Origin of the sequence: Psychroserpens damuponensis (assembly GCF_000826655.1) — a bacterium.
Classification (GTDB): domain Bacteria; phylum Bacteroidota; class Bacteroidia; order Flavobacteriales; family Flavobacteriaceae; genus Psychroserpens; species Psychroserpens damuponensis.
In genome coordinates, this window is sequence record NZ_JXJO01000017.1 from 462,647 (window position 1) to 480,749 (window position 18,103).

General features: G+C 32.0%; 21 protein-coding genes. 9 read left to right on the forward strand and 12 right to left on the reverse strand.

Going from position 1 to position 18,103, the window contains the following annotated elements:
• Window positions 1-5 precede the first annotated feature (5 nt).
• Complete coding sequence (locus TD29_RS10840) at window positions 6-344, forward strand: hypothetical protein (RefSeq protein ID WP_040280613.1); 339 nt, start codon at window positions 6-8, stop codon at window positions 342-344.
• Between the two features lies 1 nt (window position 345).
• Here the strand turns inward: TD29_RS10840 and TD29_RS10845 are convergent, their stop codons facing one another.
• Window positions 346-813: a CBS domain-containing protein gene (locus TD29_RS10845; protein ID WP_040280614.1), complete on the reverse strand. Its 468-nt coding sequence runs from the start codon at window positions 811-813 to the stop codon at window positions 346-348.
• A 120-nt stretch (window positions 814-933) separates the two neighbouring features.
• Between TD29_RS10845 and TD29_RS10850 the strand changes: the two genes are divergently transcribed.
• Window positions 934-1,740, forward strand: a complete 807-nt coding sequence (locus TD29_RS10850) for a Rossmann-fold NAD(P)-binding domain-containing protein (protein ID WP_040280616.1) — start codon at window positions 934-936, stop codon at window positions 1,738-1,740.
• Between the two features lie 71 nt (window positions 1,741-1,811).
• A complete protein-coding gene (locus TD29_RS10855) occupies window positions 1,812-2,522 on the forward strand; it encodes a tetratricopeptide repeat protein (RefSeq protein ID WP_040280735.1) in 711 nt (236 codons plus the stop codon).
• Between the two features lie 78 nt (window positions 2,523-2,600).
• Here the strand turns inward: TD29_RS10855 and TD29_RS10860 are convergent, their stop codons facing one another.
• The 4 genes from TD29_RS10860 to TD29_RS10875 form a co-directional block, all read right to left on the reverse strand.
• Window positions 2,601-3,176, reverse strand: coding sequence for a hypothetical protein (locus TD29_RS10860; protein ID WP_040280617.1), 576 nt, complete (start codon window positions 3,174-3,176; stop codon window positions 2,601-2,603).
• A gap of 78 nt (window positions 3,177-3,254) precedes the next feature.
• A complete protein-coding gene (locus TD29_RS10865) occupies window positions 3,255-3,818 on the reverse strand; it encodes a DUF6705 family protein (protein WP_152611499.1) in 564 nt (187 codons plus the stop codon).
• Between the two features lie 263 nt (window positions 3,819-4,081).
• Window positions 4,082-6,145 carry a M13 family metallopeptidase gene (locus TD29_RS10870; RefSeq protein WP_040280620.1) on the reverse strand — a complete coding sequence of 688 codons (2,064 nt, stop codon included), beginning with the start codon at window positions 6,143-6,145 and terminating at the stop codon, window positions 4,082-4,084.
• A 111-nt stretch (window positions 6,146-6,256) separates the two neighbouring features.
• Window positions 6,257-6,781 carry a hypothetical protein gene (locus TD29_RS10875; RefSeq protein ID WP_040280621.1) on the reverse strand — a complete coding sequence of 175 codons (525 nt, stop codon included), beginning with the start codon at window positions 6,779-6,781 and terminating at the stop codon, window positions 6,257-6,259.
• Between the two features lie 153 nt (window positions 6,782-6,934).
• Between TD29_RS10875 and TD29_RS10880 the strand changes: the two genes are divergently transcribed.
• Window positions 6,935-7,897, forward strand: coding sequence for an NAD-dependent epimerase/dehydratase family protein (locus tag TD29_RS10880; protein ID WP_040280622.1), 963 nt, complete (start codon window positions 6,935-6,937; stop codon window positions 7,895-7,897).
• A 74-nt stretch (window positions 7,898-7,971) separates the two neighbouring features.
• On the opposite strand, the gene TD29_RS10885 is transcribed toward TD29_RS10880, so the two are convergent.
• Entirely contained in the window at window positions 7,972-8,550 is a 579-nt protein-coding gene (locus TD29_RS10885; protein ID WP_040280623.1) for a hypothetical protein, read from the reverse strand.
• Window positions 8,551-8,751: 201 nt separating this feature from the next.
• Between TD29_RS10885 and TD29_RS10890 the strand changes: the two genes are divergently transcribed.
• Both TD29_RS10890 and TD29_RS10895 read left to right on the forward strand, forming a co-directional pair.
• Window positions 8,752-9,624 carry an AraC family transcriptional regulator gene (locus TD29_RS10890; protein WP_040280624.1) on the forward strand — a complete coding sequence of 291 codons (873 nt, stop codon included), beginning with the start codon at window positions 8,752-8,754 and terminating at the stop codon, window positions 9,622-9,624.
• 90 nt (window positions 9,625-9,714) lie between these two features.
• Entirely contained in the window at window positions 9,715-10,488 is a 774-nt protein-coding gene (locus tag TD29_RS10895; RefSeq protein ID WP_040280626.1) for a hypothetical protein, read from the forward strand.
• 57 nt (window positions 10,489-10,545) lie between these two features.
• Here TD29_RS10895 and TD29_RS10900 read toward each other — a convergent pair whose 3' ends face one another.
• From TD29_RS10900 to TD29_RS10920, 5 genes are all read right to left on the reverse strand, one after another.
• The gene (locus tag TD29_RS10900) at window positions 10,546-11,202 is read right to left on the reverse strand and encodes an HD domain-containing protein (protein ID WP_040280627.1); all 657 of its coding nucleotides are present in this window, start codon (window positions 11,200-11,202) and stop codon (window positions 10,546-10,548) included.
• A 72-nt stretch (window positions 11,203-11,274) separates the two neighbouring features.
• Window positions 11,275-12,264 (reverse strand): acyl-ACP desaturase, encoded by a 990-nt coding sequence (locus tag TD29_RS10905; protein WP_040280628.1) that lies wholly within the window; start codon window positions 12,262-12,264, stop codon window positions 11,275-11,277.
• An 18-nt stretch (window positions 12,265-12,282) separates the two neighbouring features.
• Window positions 12,283-13,023, reverse strand: coding sequence for a lysophospholipid acyltransferase family protein (locus tag TD29_RS10910; protein WP_040280630.1), 741 nt, complete (start codon window positions 13,021-13,023; stop codon window positions 12,283-12,285).
• A 124-nt stretch (window positions 13,024-13,147) separates the two neighbouring features.
• Complete coding sequence (locus TD29_RS10915; protein ID WP_040280631.1) at window positions 13,148-13,558, reverse strand: BrxA/BrxB family bacilliredoxin; 411 nt, start codon at window positions 13,556-13,558, stop codon at window positions 13,148-13,150.
• Window positions 13,559-13,696: 138 nt separating this feature from the next.
• Window positions 13,697-14,113, reverse strand: a complete 417-nt coding sequence (locus tag TD29_RS10920) for a hypothetical protein (RefSeq protein WP_040280632.1) — start codon at window positions 14,111-14,113, stop codon at window positions 13,697-13,699.
• Window positions 14,114-14,235: 122 nt separating this feature from the next.
• Between TD29_RS10920 and TD29_RS10925 the strand changes: the two genes are divergently transcribed.
• Entirely contained in the window at window positions 14,236-15,024 is a 789-nt protein-coding gene (locus tag TD29_RS10925; RefSeq protein ID WP_040280633.1) for a DnaJ domain-containing protein, read from the forward strand.
• Here TD29_RS10925 and TD29_RS18530 read toward each other — a convergent pair.
• A complete protein-coding gene (locus TD29_RS18530) occupies window positions 15,021-15,176 on the reverse strand; it encodes a hypothetical protein (protein ID WP_161792619.1) in 156 nt (51 codons plus the stop codon). The two genes, TD29_RS10925 and TD29_RS18530, sit on opposite strands and share 4 nt — an antisense overlap.
• Window positions 15,177-15,345: 169 nt before the next feature.
• Between TD29_RS18530 and TD29_RS10935 the strand changes: the two genes are divergently transcribed.
• Together TD29_RS10935 and TD29_RS17950 are read left to right on the forward strand one after the other, a co-directional pair.
• Complete coding sequence (locus TD29_RS10935; protein ID WP_040280635.1) at window positions 15,346-15,888, forward strand: RNA polymerase sigma factor; 543 nt, start codon at window positions 15,346-15,348, stop codon at window positions 15,886-15,888.
• Window positions 15,889-15,900: 12 nt separating this feature from the next.
• Entirely contained in the window at window positions 15,901-18,072 is a 2,172-nt protein-coding gene (locus TD29_RS17950) for an energy transducer TonB (protein ID WP_052467080.1), read from the forward strand.
• Window positions 18,073-18,103: the final 31 nt, after the last annotated feature.

An 18,103-nucleotide genomic window follows, 5' to 3' on the forward strand; every position in this document is an offset into this window, starting at 1 on the left:
GTAAAATGAGTCGTTTTAAAAAACATTATCAATACTTAAGTACTCAAGCGCTTGTAACAGTTATAGAAGAACCTCATCGTTACAATCCTGACGTTATACGTTATTGCAAAACCTTAATTGAAGAGAAAAATGAAACTAAGGATGTGCTTAAAGAGTTCGCAAAAATGGTATTCTATAATCGGTTTTACACCTATTTTAGAAATGGTGGTCATTGGGCAGAGGATTCTATTAAAGAGACGAGTTTTTTTCTAACAAAAAGCGAATTAAATTATTGCTACAATACTGCCAAAATAGCCTATACAAGTTACATAGAAGGCGTAACTAGAAGTTTGCCTAGTGGCTAAATTATTTCCAGTTTTGTCCTTTTAATTGCAGTGCTGCTTTTAAAATATCTTTTTGGCTAATTTGCCCAACTAATTTTCCGTTTTCAACAATTGGGAAACGTCGTATTCTAGATTCTAAAAACTTATTTGCAGCATCAAAAACATTCATATTACCATCAATAGTTTCTACGTTTTTTGCCATTCTAGTCTCAACTGTATGTTTCTCCATTGGTAAATTGTGGTAACGACTTTCACTAATATCCTTTAAGCAATCGCCTTCAGAAATCACTCCAACCAATTCATTGCTAGCATTAACCACTGGACCTCCCGAAATTTTATTTTTAATTAAAGATTCTATCACCTCATCTACAGATTGCTCAGGTTTAAACGTAATTAATTGTCGCGTCATAAAATCACTTACTTTAAACGCATTAACTTCGGTTGTATTCTGTTGTTGCTTTCTAGCACCTTGAAAACTTTTAATTGCCATAATCAATTTTTTAGTGTGAATTTAAAGTTACTGAAAATTAGCGAACTAAACCAACACTTTAACTATCGCATTAACTAATACATTAATTTGTAACTTTGAAAACACTTAAAAACTACATTATTGAATTCTAATATTTGTGTCATAGGTTGCGGTTGGTTGGGATTACCGTTGGCCAAAAAATTTATAGAACTTGGCAATATTGTTCATGGTTCTACGACCTCAAAAGACAAATTATCAACGCTAGAAGAAGCTCAAATTCATCCGTTTTTAATTCAATTTTCTTCGGAAGGTGTAAGCGGTAATCTCAAATATTGTCTTAAAGATTGCCAAACGCTCATTATTAATATTCCGCCTGGTTTGCGTAAAAACCCTGAACATGATTACGTGAAACAAATGACACATGTTATCGATTATGTAGAAAATTCTTCCGTAGAAAACATATTATTTATTGGTTCTACTTCGGTTTATGATGATAGTAAAGATTTCCCGATAATTACTGAGAACTCTCCAACTTCAAGCGATAATATCCCAAAGCAATTATTAGCGGTCGAAGCACTTTTTAGCAACAACAACAATTTTAAAACCACCATTTTACGTTTTAGTGGTTTATTTGCTAACGATAGACATCCTGCCAAATATCTCTCTGGAAAAACAAACCTTAAAAATGGAGACGCTCCTGTAAACTTAATTCATAGAGAAGATTGTGTGGGTATTATCATTTCCGTAGTGAAAAACAATATTTGGGGTACTGTTATAAATGCTTCTACACCTTCTCACCCAACCAAAAAAGACTATTATACGTCAATTTGTAAAGCGCTTGAACTACCAATTCCAAAATTTGATAATGCAACAATGAGTAAAGGAAAAATCATTGATTCTTCAAAATTGGTACAACTTTTGGATTACGAATTCAACGTAAAACTTTAACAATTAGCAGACATTTAACGAACTAACGTCAATTATTTTTTTAGTTTTGGCGCAATTAATTAATGAAAACAATGAAAAAAATTATCTTTCTATTAGCAATCGTCGCAACATTTAACGCGACTGCACAAACAAAATCTGAACTCTTTAAACACTTTGAAGCCTACCATAAAGAAATGAAAGGTCAAGGTGATGTGCAAGGTGTTATCAATGCTATGACGCACCTTAATGTGTTACAACCAAATGCACAACGTTTAGATACATTAGCCTATATTTATGTGTCTGAAGGTAGAAACCTAGAAGCTTTAAACACGATTGGAATTGATAAAAACGCTAATGACTCAGATATTAACACAGAGGTTAAAGCCATTGCTTTAAAAGCATTGAATCAACCTAAACGTGCCGTTGTTTTTTATGAAGAATTATTTAAAAGAAATGCAAATTCTTATTTAGCTTATGAAATTGCCGATTTAAAAACACAATTACAAGATTTAGGTGGTGCAAAAGCAAGTGTTGATTACGGTTTAACAAACGTAAAACCAGATATGAAACGTGCGTTTTACGAATCTCAACAACCTTATGAAGTTTCTCTTAAAGGAGCATTAACCTACATGAAAGCATTGATTGTTTTTAATATGAACCAAACTGATAATTTAGACCAAGCTATTGGGTTACTAGATGAAGCTATTGCTTTAGATGCTAATTTTAATTTAGCTCAATTAAGTAAAGATGCGCTTGTGGCTAGAAAAACAGAAGGCACAAAGACGCCTGAAAAAAAGAATTAATAAAAGAGCACTATTATTTTCTTCGGAAATGTAACGTATAAAAAACTCCCAAGTCTTTTGATTTGGGAGTTTTGTATTTTATTCAATCCAAGAATCTACGGTTTTATAAAACTTCCAATCCTCGTTATCTCTAACATATAGATTTACGCCTCCTTGCATTGCTCCTTTTTGTCCATGGGAAAAAGCAATAAAACAATACTTATTGTTAGATGTAAATCTTGGCAATGATAAACTAATTATGATTTTAGAATTATTTAGAAAAGATAAATCCTCATTTTCAACTTTAGTTTTTGTTACCAATTTAATTTTATCGTTAAAACTTAATTTAGAAACATCAATATCTTCTTGATTTTCAATGTTTTTTAAATATTTAATCCCATTATTATTAAATATCATTTTGAAAAGAGAATCTCCTAATTTATTTCTTAACGCAGATTTCTTAAAATTATCTGTATCAATTTGATTGATATAAGCATCTAAATAACTGTTCTTATCAAAATTAAGTTCAGTTTCTTTTTCATATAAAGCAAAACTACGCTTAACTTGAGTTTCTATAATTGTATAACTATCACTTGATATGTTTTGTTTACTTGTGTTACAAGCACAACAAATAAAAATAAGAAAAAGCAATTTAATTACATGGTGCTGTATCATTTGACATATGATATATGATATATGGACTTTATGAGTTATATTAAAACTCCCAAGTCTATTGATTTGGGAGTTTTTGCTTTATAACTTTGTCATAATTATATCATTTGGAACACTAAAGTAAGGTTCATCTGGATGTTCTTCATAATATGTATTTCTTCTCTCAAATTTATCTAGCTTAAATCTTAAGTTGTATGTATTTACTGTACTTGTAGATATTAATATTAAATCAAGAGGAAAACTTTCATTATTTCTCTCATTGTCTGTAAAAGACATATTAAGTTTTCCAAACTGTTTTATAATACCAGTAGGATATTCATCAAAATTTGAAGTATAAGTCAAAACTCCATTATCGTATTTTTGGTATTGAATTCTTAAACCGTCTATATAATAATCAATATTGTAATCTGGATAAACGTCGTGATACATAATATCTTTAGTTAGAGTAATTCTAAACTCATTATTTCCGTTTGTATAACTCCAAGTACCTAAATAGGGTTGCATATAATTATTAATATCCTTAATGTAATATGCACCATTTTTCCTATGAGTGCCTAGTCTTTCTCCTGCCATATCTACTATTGTTTGAGGTAATAGAGTTGAGGTGAATAAAATAAATAGTATTGTAAATAGTATGTTTTTCATAATGTTCTTATGTGTTATTAACATGGATTGCTTTTAATAAAAATCAACTACTAATCGAGGGAGAAATATTTTCAAATATAGAACATATTCTACGGAAATATTATTAAAGCGTTTGTTAAAATTTAGCTTAAAACCGGTTTTGAGTTACGGTTTTTCCGTAGTCTGTAGGTATAGCCTGTGCTTTAAGATGAAAAAACAACTTTTACGTAATAAAAAAAGCACCCAAATTGGGTGCTTTTTCATTTATATTTCTTTGACTTGTATTACCAAATTCTAACTCTATCTTCTGGAGCTAGCCACATTTTATCACCTTCTTTAATATCAAACGCTTCATAGAATGCATCTATATTTTTAAGAGGTTGTGTTGCTCTTTGAATTCCTGGAGAGTGAGGATCTGTTTTAATTTGAGTTCTCAAAGCATCTTCTCTTGTTAATGTTCTCCAAACGGTAGCCCAAGACATAAAGAAACGTTGCTCTGGTGTAAAACCATCAATGTTTTCTGGTCTTCCGTTTTCTTCATAGTATAATTGTAAACCGTCATAAGCTCCAAGAACTCCACCAAGATCTCCAATGTTTTCACCCAAAGTAAATTTACCGTTGATGTTAACACTATCTAAAACCTCAATAGCGCTATACTGTTCAGCTAATGCATCTCCACGTTTTGTGAATTCTTCAAGATCTTTGTCTGTCCACCAGTTTTTTAAGTTTCCGTCGCCATCAAAACGCGCTCCACTATCATCAAAAGCATGAGAAATCTCGTGACCAATTACAGCGCCAATTCCACCATAATTTACAGCTTCATCTGCTGTCCAATTATAAAAAGGCGGTTGTAAAATGGCTGCAGGAAATACAATCTCGTTATTCATTGGGTTAAAATAAGCATTTACCATTTGTGGTGGCATTCCCCATTTTGATTTGTCTACAGGAGTTCCTATTTCTGCTAAATTTTTCTCTGAAGCCCATTTACCAACAGCCATCATATTTTCAGCATAGGTATTACCTTCTTTTACCATCATTGTTGAGTAATCTTCCCACTCATCTGGATATGCAATCTTAACAGTGAATTTATCTAATTTTTCAACAGCTTTAGTTTTTGTTTCAGGAGTCATCCATTCTAACTTCTGGATTCTATTTTGAAACGCAGTAATCACATTAGCAATCATTTTTTCTGCTTTTGCTTTAGCTTCTGGTGGAAACTTAGCATCTACATATAATTTACCAATAGCTTCTCCAACGGTTCCATCTACTGTACCAAGGGCACGTTCATCTGCTGGACGCATTTTTTTAGAGCCGTTTAAAGTTTTTCCGTAAAACTCCCAGTTTGCTTTTTCTATTTCCGTAGTTAAAAAACCTGCAGCACCATTAATTGTACTCCAATCCATTAGGGTTTTAATATCTTCAATTGACGTAGACTTTAAAAAGTCATTCATAGCAGCCATATATTTTGGTTGCATCACGTTTAGGGTTTCCATCTCTGCAGTAATCCCTAAATCTTTAATCATTTTAGTCCAATCAATAGCAGGAGCCATATCTTGTAACTCTTCTAATGAGGTTGGATTATTATAATTACGAGCATCTCTCATAGCTACTTTATCTAATCTAGGCTCTGCAAGTTGCGTTTCCATGGCTAAAATCTTTACAGCTGCCGCATCTGCATCTTCTTTACTATAGTTGATGAATTGTAACATTCTAGATACGTGATCTGTGTATTGACCTCTAATTTCTTTTGATTTTGCATCTTGATCTAAATAGTAATCTCGCTGTAATCCTAATCCATCAGGATAAACCCAAGCTACATTCATGCTACTATCATTTAAATCTGCATTAGCACCAATACCTACAAAAGGTGCTCCAACTCCTATTGTTGTTGCATAAACAGTTTGCATTTCATTGAGGTTTTTAATACCATCAATTTTATCTAACATAGGTTGCAATGGTGCAATACCAGCTTTGTCTCTAGCAATAGTATCTAACTCGGTTTCAAAAATGAGAAGTGCCTTTTTTTGATCGGTTCCTTCTTCATATTTACCGAGTTCTTTAGACGTATTCATAATGTCTAGAACATCTTTTCTTGTGTCTTTACGTAATACGCCAAATCCTCCCCAACGTGTTTCATCGTCTGGAATTTGTGTTGTTTTAGCCCAATTTCCATTAACATAGTTATAGAAATCGTCTTTTGGACTCACCGAAGTGTCCATGTTGTCGAGATTAATTCCAGGAATTTTCTCAACCATTGCAGTCTCTTCTTTAGGTTCTTCTTTACATCCTAAAAATGCAAAAAGGCCAAATACAGAAACCATCAAAATACTTTTGATATTGGTTTTCATAATGTGCTTTTAAATTGTTATTTGATTAAAATTAGTTATTAGTTAGAAGTCTGAAAGGCCATTTTGTTACATATTAACAAAATATTAAGAAACTCATAGCTTAAAAAATTGCTATTGTGGCTTTAAAACATTGTTTTTTTCAAATTCAAATTTCTTATTCATTTGCAAATTAAGGTTAGACATTGTCACAAAGTATTCCCTTATAGCCTGAATTTTTTGGGTTTTATCAATATTAGAAATTCTTAGTAAGCTATTTAACTTTTGCAATTTTGTATTTAAGGCAGTAATTCTAGCTAAAATCTCATTGGTTTGTAATGTCTTAGGCATTTCTGCTCTAAGTTCTTGCATAAGCGTTTTTACAATTAAAGGGTCTTCTACAAAAAAGGTTAGGTCTGCTGTTTTTAAAGCTTCGGTATGGTGATTCAATTCTTGAAATTTTTGCCAATCGGTTACTGCTTTTTTAGACTCTGCACTTAAACCATAATCATCAAAACGAATACCATCTATATCGATTTTAGATATCGTTTTAGCATCTTTTTGCTCTTGTGTTTCTACAATAACTTCGGAAACTTTATCACTTTTACAACTCGTCGTTACAATAAAAAAACTAAAACAACATAACACTAATAAACGCATAATTATAACTCTACAATTTGAAGTAAATATAAGCAAAGTGAAAACATCTTAAATGGAATTAACAAAATAAATAAAGACATTATAATTTTCATAAAATATGAACAAACTGCTGTTATTCTTTTTATTTTTGACTATTCAATTAAACGTAATAATATGTCTAGAATTTTAGTTATTGGTGCAGGTGGTCAAATAGGATCTGAACTCACTTACAAACTAAGAGACCTTTATGGCTCTGATAATGTTGTAGCTAGTGATATTGGGTATCACAATACTCATATTGTAAACTCAGGTCTTTTTGAGATAGTAGATGCTCAAGATTACTCATCTGTAAAAGTGTGTATTGAAAAACACAATATTGATACCGTTTACCTTTTAGCTGCTATGCTAAGTGCAACAGGAGAAAAATACCCAATGAAAGCTTGGGATTTAAATATGGATTCGCTCTTTCATGTTTTAAATTTAGCTAAAGATGGGATTATTAAACAACTTTTTTGGCCTTCGAGCATTGCTGTTTTCGGACCAACAACACCTGTTTTAAACACACCTCAACATACAGTTACAGAACCTACTACAGTGTATGGAATTACAAAGCAAGTTGGTGAGCGTTGGTGTGAATATTACCATAACAAGTATGGTGTAGATGTGAGAAGTTTGCGATATCCAGGAATTATAAGTTGGAAAACCATGCCTGGAGGAGGCACCACAGATTATGCGGTAGAAATTTATCATAAAGCCATACTAGATAAACAATATGAAAGTTTTTTAACTGAAAATACAGAGCTACCAATGATGTTTATGGATGACGCTATCGATGCTACGATTAAATTAATGCAAGCACCTTCAGAAGCTATAAAAATAAGATCTTCTTATAATTTGGCAGCTATAAGTTTTACTCCAAAAGAGATTTCCGAAGCGATACAAAAACATATCCCAGAGTTTAAAATAACTTACGAACCAGATTTTAGACAGGATATTGCTAATAGCTGGCCTAAAACTATTGACGATTCATCTGCAAGAACAGACTGGAATTGGTCTCATGGTTTTAGTTTAGAAAAAATGACCGAGGAAATGATTACCCAATTACGAAATAAATATAAAAATTCTATACCTGTATAATAGCAGTTTTATATGATAAAAAAAAGCACTCTCTTTACGAAAGTGCTTTTTTTAAATTTAAGGCAAAATGTGCTTTAAAAGAGTTTGAAACTTTTATTAAAAACGCGATCTCCAGAGGTCATATGTAAATAATAATCACCTTTTTCATGATCAGATAATTTATACACTTTATTTAAAACTTGATCTCCTGTTAATTCATCCTTAAGGATACTAACTCCGTTATAAAATAACTCAATATCTAACGTCTCTACATCCATTGATAAAAGCGAAATTAATAATTGATTATCTTTTGTTCTTACCACAGGTTTAAATACTATCTTTTCTTTACTGTCTAAAAAGACAACGTTTCTAGACTGTATAATAAAAGGTGTAATAACAATCTCAAAGTCCTTGCTTAACTCTACTGTATAAGAACCATCTTCTAGAGCTGTAAAGTCAAACTTCTTTAAGAACGTACCATTTCGTTTGATTGTTTCGGTATAGAGGGTTACGCCTTCATTATCAATAATTGTATATTGGTGTCCTTTCTTTACATTAGAAAATTTAAGTACAGTAATTGCTTTTGAAGGTGCATCAATTACATTTTCGTTTGCGTAGCCTGTTACCATCGTTAACATGATTGCTACTAATAATAATGTTTTAATTGTTTTCATCACTTCTTGGTTTTAATGATTTATACTACAAAGATAGGCTGCATTACGCTCTAAGAAAACATCAATTTTGGCATATTTATATTCTATTTTAACAAAAAATTATCTTCACAAAAACAAACATGTTAAAATAGTATAGTTTAGTGCTAATTCTATATAGGTTTTTAATTTCTTTTATATTAATTTTGTATATAACAGTACATCATGAAAAAAAGAAAACCTACTTTAGAAAAAATTAGCCCAAATTTTGGAAGTTCTGTTTTTGTAAAAAAAAGCACCTCAAATGATAATGACCATAAACCATATTGGCATTTTCATCCTGAAATTGAATTAATTTATGTTAATAAAGGGCAAGGAAAACGTCATATTGGCAACCATTTATCTTACTTTAATAACAGTCAGCTCATACTTATAGGATCCAACTTACCTCATAATGGGTTTACAGATCGTCTTACACAGCATGGATCTGAAGTTTTAGTACAGTTTAAACCTGAGTTTTTAGGTGCCTACTTTTTTGATATTCCTGAAATGGCAGATGTAAACGCGTTATTTGAGCGTTCAAAAAACGGTATTTTGTTTAAACCTGAAACCAAACGTCGTTTGGGTAAAAAAATTCAGAAATTAGATGAAGTTCAAGGTTTTGATCGTATCATGCTCCTATTAAAAATATTAAAAAAGCTTGCCGAAGTAAAAGATTATGAGATTTTAAATGCTGATGGTTTTGTTTTTGAAACCGAACTACAGGATAGTGCCAAAATTGATATTATTTACAAACACATTAATAATAACTTTCAAAATCATATCTCATTAGATGAGATTTCAGATAAGGTAAGCATGACTGTTCCTGCTTTTTGTCGCTATTTCAAAAAGGCTACAGGTAAAACTTTTACTAAATTAGTTAATGAATATAGAATTGTACATGCCACCAAACTATTATCTGAAAGTCAAATGAGTATTGCTGATGTTGCTTTTGACTGCGGTTTTAACAACTTCTCTCACTTTAATAAATTGTTTAAAGAATTTACAGGAAAGAGTGCATTAAAATATCGTAAAGAATTAACGCAAATGATGTTTTAGAGTTTAATTGAGATATTTAGAGTAAATACGTTCTATGGTACATAAATAATTTTATTAGTTTTACCAGCTCACAAAAAACTCTAAATTATTATGAAAATTAAAATCTTAACCATTGCTATTTTATCATTAATGTTTTTCACTAATTGTAGTGATTCTACATCAGAAGAATTTAATGACAACAACCCAGATGCTGTAGCACGCTATATTACTAATATTGATGTCATTTCGGCTCAAGATTCAAATGAGAACACAACTATTACTATTAACTATGATAGTGCAAACCGCGTAACAAGCATTTCAAACGGCGAAGACACTAGTCTTTTAACCTATGAAAACGGAAACTTAAGCAACGTTACAGATCAAAATGAGAATTTAAGTGTTGAAGAATTATATGAATCTCCATACGATGCTTTTGAAACTGGTGAGGTTATTAATTATAACTCAGATGGAAACCCAGAAAATCTAAGATTCTTTGAAACTGAATACGATTGGGAAACTGATAGCGAAATTACTACAGAATACAGAGCTGAAATTGAATATGACAACAAGCCAAATCCTTATTTTTACACTTTACAAGCTGCAGGAGCTATTGCTGTTTTAGATAATGTAGAATTAAATTTTAGTGCAGATATAAATGCTCCAGAGATTGTTCAAGCACGCTTATTATTTCCTTCAAAACATATAAAGAAAATAACGTACAAAGATTTAGACGGAAATATCTTATTTGACGTTGTTGCAGATTTTGTTTACAACTCAGACAACTACCCAACATCTGGTTCTATTACCGGAACAGAATATGATAGTGAAGATGGTGATGATGTAAGTGTTTACTCAGTAGCATACACCTACCAAGCAAATAACTAAAACTCATTTGTTAAGTTTAAAAAAGCCTGTTTTTAATAGTTTAAAAACAGGCTTTTCTTATTTTTCTCCCTCCCATTCGGCATAAAATTGTTCCAAAAATTGCTCCATATATCGATGCCTTTTTTGAGCAATTTTTCGACCCGTTTTTGTATTCATTCTATCTTTTAAAAGGAGTAATTTTTCGTAAAAATGATTAATTGTAGGTGCTGTTGATGCTTTATATGCTTCTTTGGTCATATCTAAATTTACTTTTATAGACGGATCAAAAAGTTTTCGGTTTTTAAAACCTCCATAATTAAACGTTCTAGCAATACCAATTGCTCCAATAGCATCTAAACGGTCTGCATCTTGTACAACACTCAATTCTAATGACGTAAATGCTTGGTTGATATTTCCGCCTTTAAACGAAATGTGTTTAATAATATTCACCACATGTTCAATCACAATAGAATCTACATTATTTTCAAATAAGAATTTGCGCGCCACATTTGGTCCAACGGTCTCATCACCATTATGAAATTTACTATCGGCAATATCATGAAGTAAAGCTCCTAATGCAACTACAAAAAGATTTACATCCTCATTTTTAGCTATTAGCAATGCATTATTATAGACTCTTAAAATATGAAACCAGTCGTGACCACCTTCGGCTGTTTTTAATTCTTTTTGTACAAATAGTTTGGTTTTTTCTATGATATCTTCGGAAGTCTGCATGACACTAATTTTGATTTAAAATTAAAAATTCCCTTCAGAAACTGAAAGGAATTAATTCTATTTTATTACGGCTTATTTTAAAGTTGCAGGCTCTACCCATTTAAATTGAAATGAGTTTTCTGGTATCTTCATACGGTCTGCCAAACGTAGCATTCTTGGTGGTAATTTCATTAAATAGTCTCTTGCTTTTTCGGCTTCATCATTAAGATCTTTAATATTACCAATATCCCAACGGTCAATTAATTTTTGAAGAATATCAACATAATCTTTAGACGTATAAACACCTATACGTTGTGCGGTATTAGAAAACTCTTCAAAAGCAGTGCCAATTTTATTACCAGATTCTCTAAGGAAATGTGCTGGCATAGCTATTTTTTGCTTCATCATATAGTGAAAAGCCATCATCATTTGACTTGGATCGACTTCAAAAATACGTTCTACAAACTCTGAGTATGCATGATGATGTCTCATCTCATCACCAGAGATAATTTTACACATTTTTGCGAGTTGTTTATTGCCTTTTTGTTTTGCTATTTTAGCCACACGATTATGAGAAATATAAGTTGCTAATTCTTGGAAACTTGTATAAACAAAGTTTTTATAAGGATCACGATCTGTACCAATATCAAAACCATCGGCAATTAAGTATTGCGTCGTTTTTTCTATTTCTCTCATATTAACACGACCAGATAGATATAGATATTTATTGAGGACATCACCATGACGATTCTCTTCACCTGTCCAGTGTCTCACCCATTTTCCCCAACTATTTCTACCTACTTGATCAACGCCTTCTACATCCATGAGCCAAGATTCGTAAGACGGTAATGCTTCTTCTGTAATCATATCTCCCACTAAAACTACCCAAAAATCATATGGTAATTCTTTAGAAAGCTCTCTAATTTCTTTGACCTGTTCATGAAAATTTTCACTTTGAGAATCCGGCAAAAAATCTGTTGGTTGCCAAATTTTCTCTATAGGAATTAAGTACTTATCAATAAGTTGATCCACATCTTTTTCTAGATGTTTCATTACTTCTAATCGTATGTTTTTTAACGACATATCAATGCTCTTTAATGGTTAATTAACGATAATAGCGTCTGTAATTGTTTTTTCTACAGTAGCTAACAAAGCTTGTTTATCTGTAAATATAGCCATTTCTAAAGGCTTATGAACGGTAAATTTTATATGATTTCCTATTCCCATAGGAAAAGTTCCATATCGCAATGTTTTCCAAGAATTATTAACGGTTATTGGTACAATTAATGCTGACGGTGTTTTTTTCATGAGTATTTCCAACCCTTTCGTTTTAAAAGGTCTAGGTAAACCATTTTTACTTCGCGTGCCTTCAGGAAAGATAACACCTGCTCGTTTTGTGTTTTCTAGGTATTCTCCAAACTTCATCATTGCTGGCAACGCTTGCTTAGGGTTTTTGCGGTCAATTAAAACAGATCCTCCATGACGTAGGTTGTAGGATACACTTGGAATTCCTTTAGCTAATTCTTGCTTTGAAACAAATTTGACATGATGTTTACGTAAATACCACATTATTGGAGAAATGTCATACATACTTTGATGATTAGCCACAATAATCAAGGGTTTATCTATAGATATCTCATATGGATTATCCCAACTCACACGAGTGCCTAAAATTAACAAGCAACGCATTATACAAAGTTGCAATGCATCTACAGCTTTTTTTAAAGCCTCATACCCAAAAACATTGTAGCAAAACCATTGTATTGGATGAAAAAACACTAAAGTCGCTCCAAACACAAGGTAGTATATGACCGATAAAGGATATGCTAAAATTTTTCTCATATAACAAAATTAGCCCAATGCATATAAAACACAAAAAAACCACGATTAAAAATCGTGGTTTTTGTAATTATATACATAATTTATCTCAAATGTAGAGATTCTACAAATTGCTTAACACAATCTATTAACAATGCTCATTGTAAGCATCCATAAGGTTATCTGCAATTAATTCTGCTGGACGACCTTCAATGTGATGACGCTCTAACATGTGTACTAATTCTCCATCTTTAAACAAAGCCATACTTGGTGAGCTAGGAGGAAAAGGTACCATATGACCTCTTGCAGCATCAACTGCTTCTTTATCAACACCTGCAAATACAGTCACAATATGATCTGGACGCTTTGTATTTTGTAAGCTCTGTCTCGCTCCTGGACGTGCGTTTGCAGCTGCACAACCACAAACTGAATTCACAACAACCAAGGTTGTGCCTTCTTTTGCTAATGCAACTTCTACGGCATCTGCTGTATGCAATTCTTCAAAACCAACTTTGGTTAAATCCTCACGCATAGGTTTTACTAATTCTGCTGGATACATATATCTTAATGTTTTAAATTATTATTCTGAAATGCAAAGATACGCAAAATAAGTAGTCTGTTTAAAGTATTCAGTTAGCAGTTTCAATGGGTAGATATGAATTTTCTATAGTGAGATATTTCCGAAGAGAACAAAAGACTACCTATTAAAAGTTAGTTGAAAACCATCATTTGTATAAGCACCTTGGTCTAATATGAACTCATGCGCTGTAAGTACCGAAAGATTGAAACTAAAAAAATCGATCACCAATATCCTGTCTTCTTCTGTTATCAATACTTCAAAATCGTAAACTCCTGTAGGTAAACCATCAAAAATGACTACTTCCATATTAGTGTTAGTCACTGTTACTTGCTGTGTTTCTAGATTAAAATCCCAAACAATGATACCGTTTTCATAATCATCATCAATACCTGCAAAGCCACCAAAAACGTTAACTAATGACCATGATCCTTCTAAGGTAGGCTCATTAATATTTAAGACATCATCATCGCTACCACAAGAAAATGTAAACACGGCCAAAGCCAATACGAGTAAAAGTACAATCTTTTTTATCATGCAATTAAATCTGAAAACATAAGATACAAAATTTTAAAAAGCTTGTATGTATACGTAACAAAATCAAAATAATTCTACTAACAAATGGTATATTTGAAATTCACAATAAATACATTACATACATGAGTTTTGCAAAATGGATAGGAGGCGCTTTGGGTTGGTCTTTTGGTGGACCAATTGGAGCCATCATAGGTTTGGCTATTGGAAGTTTAATTGATGGATCTACAAAAGGTGGCGGTTTTTTATTAGGCGATGGAGATACGCAGCAGCAAAGACGTTCAAGGCAAAACACCTCTCAATCTAGAACTCATACTCGTACTCGTACACAAACGCGATCGGGAGACTTTGAAGTAAGTCTTTTAATATTAGCCTCAGTAGTGATTAAAGCAGATGGTAAACAAGACCAAAGCGAGTTAGATTTTGTACGTCAACAATTTGTGAGCATGTATGGCAAAGATCGAGCTAATCATGCGTTTAAGCTTTTTAAAAATGTAAGTAAACAACAAATACCTGTACGTAAAGTATGTTTGCAAATACGTGAAATGATGGATCACTCTTCACGGTTACAATTGCTTCATTTCCTCTTCGGAATAGCTAAAGCAGACGGTATGGTAACTGATGATGAAGTGTCTCAAATCTATATGATCTCTGGTTATTTAGGTATTAGTTCTCGCGACTACGCAAGTATCAAAGCCATGTTTTATAACAGCTCAGATAATGCTTATAAAATTTTAGAAATCACAAAAGAGGCCACCGATGATGATGTTAAAAAAGCGTACCGAAAAATGGCTAAAAAATACCATCCAGATAAAGTTATTCATTTAGGTGAAGAACATCAAAAAGGTGCCGAAGAAAAATTTAAACAAGTGCAAATGGCTTATGAACAATTACAAAAAGAACGTGGATTTTAATCTTTAGTCAATTTATTTTTATTGTTTATTTTCTTTTCAATGTGCTTAAAATAGCGTTTTTCTCTATATTTTCTGTAGATAAAAACAGAGATTACGATAAGTCCAAGTATCATAAATCCGCCTTGTCCTGTGATGTAATTAAGTATGTCCATGATATTAAATAAAAACCTATAGTCGTTAATTATAATTTCACCTTTCAAATCTAATTTGGTATTATAATTGCACAATTTTATAAAAATTTTAGGAGACCTTTTTGACTTTTGACCATTAATAAGTAAAGCCAATTAAGTTTTATAGATTAATTGGACTAAAAAAACCTCTATGAGCGATCAAGACATTTTAGTACTTTTTAAAAACGGTCAACGCGAGAAAGCGTTCCAAAAACTTTACTACCTCTACCCTAGAATTGAGACATTGATACTCTCAAAAGGAGGCAATAAAGATGATGCAAGTGATGTGTTTCAAGAAGCACTCATTATTTTAAACCGAAACCTGCAAACCTCACATTTTAAACTCACCTCATCGTTTTATACTTATCTATATTCGGTATCACGATTTGTATGGTCAGATATTCAAAAAAGTTACTCCAAACAACAATTACAAGAACTTAATGCGCAAGAGGTTGAGATTTTTCAAAATGTTATTGAAGAAAAAAAATATCAACTTGCCGAACATGCTTTTCTAGACATAGGAAAACGATGTCAACAACTATTACAACTGTTTTATCACAAAGCCATGTCGTTTAAAGACATCGCAAATGAGATGCAATTTAAATCTTCAAAAGTTGCAAAAAACCAGAAGTATAAATGCTTAAAAAAAGCAAAAGACATCTATCAAACCAAATTAAAACAGGTTCAATCCTAAAAACGAAATCGCATGGACACGTACACGCAATATATAGCACTCATAAACGATTACCTAAATAATGTGCTCTCTAAAGAGGCACGATTAGAGTTTGAAACTAAACTTCAAAACGACCTCGAATTTAATACCATTTACCAAGAACATATTATTTTCATAAATGGATTAGAACGCATTGATATTAAAAGCGATATTCAAAACGCAAAACGAACATATTATACTGAAAAGTGGTTGAAAATCTCTGGGATTTCCATCATAATTATTGGAGTAATAATTACGTTATACACCTTAGTTTTTAATACTTCGGAAAAGGAACCAACACCAAACTCTAATACGTTTAATTCAATAATTGTAGACTCTACAACAACCCAAACATCAATAGTTAAAAAGGTTACAGATTCCTCAAAAATCAAAACTATTGAAACAACGCCTGAACATGAAATTAGCTTTTCTACAACCACAAATCAGAGAAAATTTGGAAGCGTTTCATCTACCAAAATGGATATAACAAAACAACCACAACTACTCAAAATTAATGTAGATAAAGACACCATAATTAGATGCAAAGAAGGCACTATTCTAACCATTACTAAAGGTGCTTTTATCAATCCAAAGTCAAAAAAATCGGTATCAGGAACAATAGAATTACAAGTTACTGAGTATTATAAACTATCCGATATATTACTGGCAAACCTTTCCACAGTTTCTAATGGTAAACAACTAGAAACTGGTGGTATGTTATTTATTGAAGCTAAGCAAGGCTCTATTGATTTAGAATTAAAAGACGATTTACCTATTGAAGTTTCATTTCCGTCGAAAAATAAAAAACCAGGAATGCAATTATTCTCAGGAGAATGGCAAGGTGAAAACATCAATTGGTCACTTCAAAATGACGCTAGTGTTGATGATATATTGATTTCCGAAGAACATATTGAAGAACTCGTAGAAGTACCTTTTAATGTGGTAGAGCAAGCTCCAATATTTCCTGGTTGCGAAAATGAAACCACTAATGACGCTAGAAAACGATGCATGAAAGATGCGATTTCTAAATTTATAAAAAGACGTTTTAACACCAACCTTGGTGCAGATTTAGGATTATCAGGACGACAACAAATCAATTCCATTTTCAGGATTGATACCGAAGGAAATATTGTTTTTATTCAATCTAGAGGCTCACATCCAAGATTAAGCGAAGAGGCTGATCGTATTATTTCATTATTACCAAAAATGATTCCTGGTAAGCAACGCGGTAAAGCCGTTATTGTACCTTACTCTCTGCCTATTAACTTTGATATTAAAGGTGACAATACCATTACTGGTAATTTAATTAATAAAGATACTGTATCAATGGCTACGAGTATCGCTTTTGATAGTCGCTTAATAAGCGCTAGAGAAATGGATACCATTTACGAAGACAAACGTGGTATGGTTGAATTTATTAGAGAAGTGATGCACGACAAAGATTTTCCTGTAGATGCTCAATTTATAAGTGAATGGGAACAATACAAAAAACAAAAACTAATTAGACGTATTAGTTTAGAAACCAAGCCAAATTATATTGAAAGCGCCATCATTTTAAGAAAACCATTGTTAGACATGGCAAACACCAAATTTAAAATTCTAGAAGATGATTCTATTACACGAGGTGGTCATATTATTAGAGTGCCTTGGGACAAAACTAAAATTCCGTCAAGCTCTAGAGGCTATAAACTTGTACCAAAACCATTATATCAAGCAGGACGTCAAATGGTGACAAAATCAGAGTTTGAAGAAGGTTTAGACGATGTTACAAATACAAGTATTTCATCAAGAGATGTTGGTAATTACGTTTTAAAAACATCAAAATTGGGTTGGATTAACTGTGATCGTTTTATTAACGGTCGTACCACTCGAATTAAATACAAACTCAAAATTAAAAATGCTGAAGAAGCCAGTATTAATATGGTTTTTAAATCTTTAAATTCAGTATTACCAAGCTGGCACACTAATGATGTTTATGATTTTAGAACTGTGGGAGCAAACGAAAATGTTATTTTAGTTGCCATAAAACGTAAAAACGGTAAACTTTATTACGATACTGTTGATACCAAAACAGCATCTAATCCAAACGTTAATTTTAATTTTAAAGAAGTTAACCTTGAAGATTTAAAAATAGAATTAGAAAAACTAACTCGTAATTCTAAATAAGACATCTAAGGAATGTCTAAAACTCAAGCGA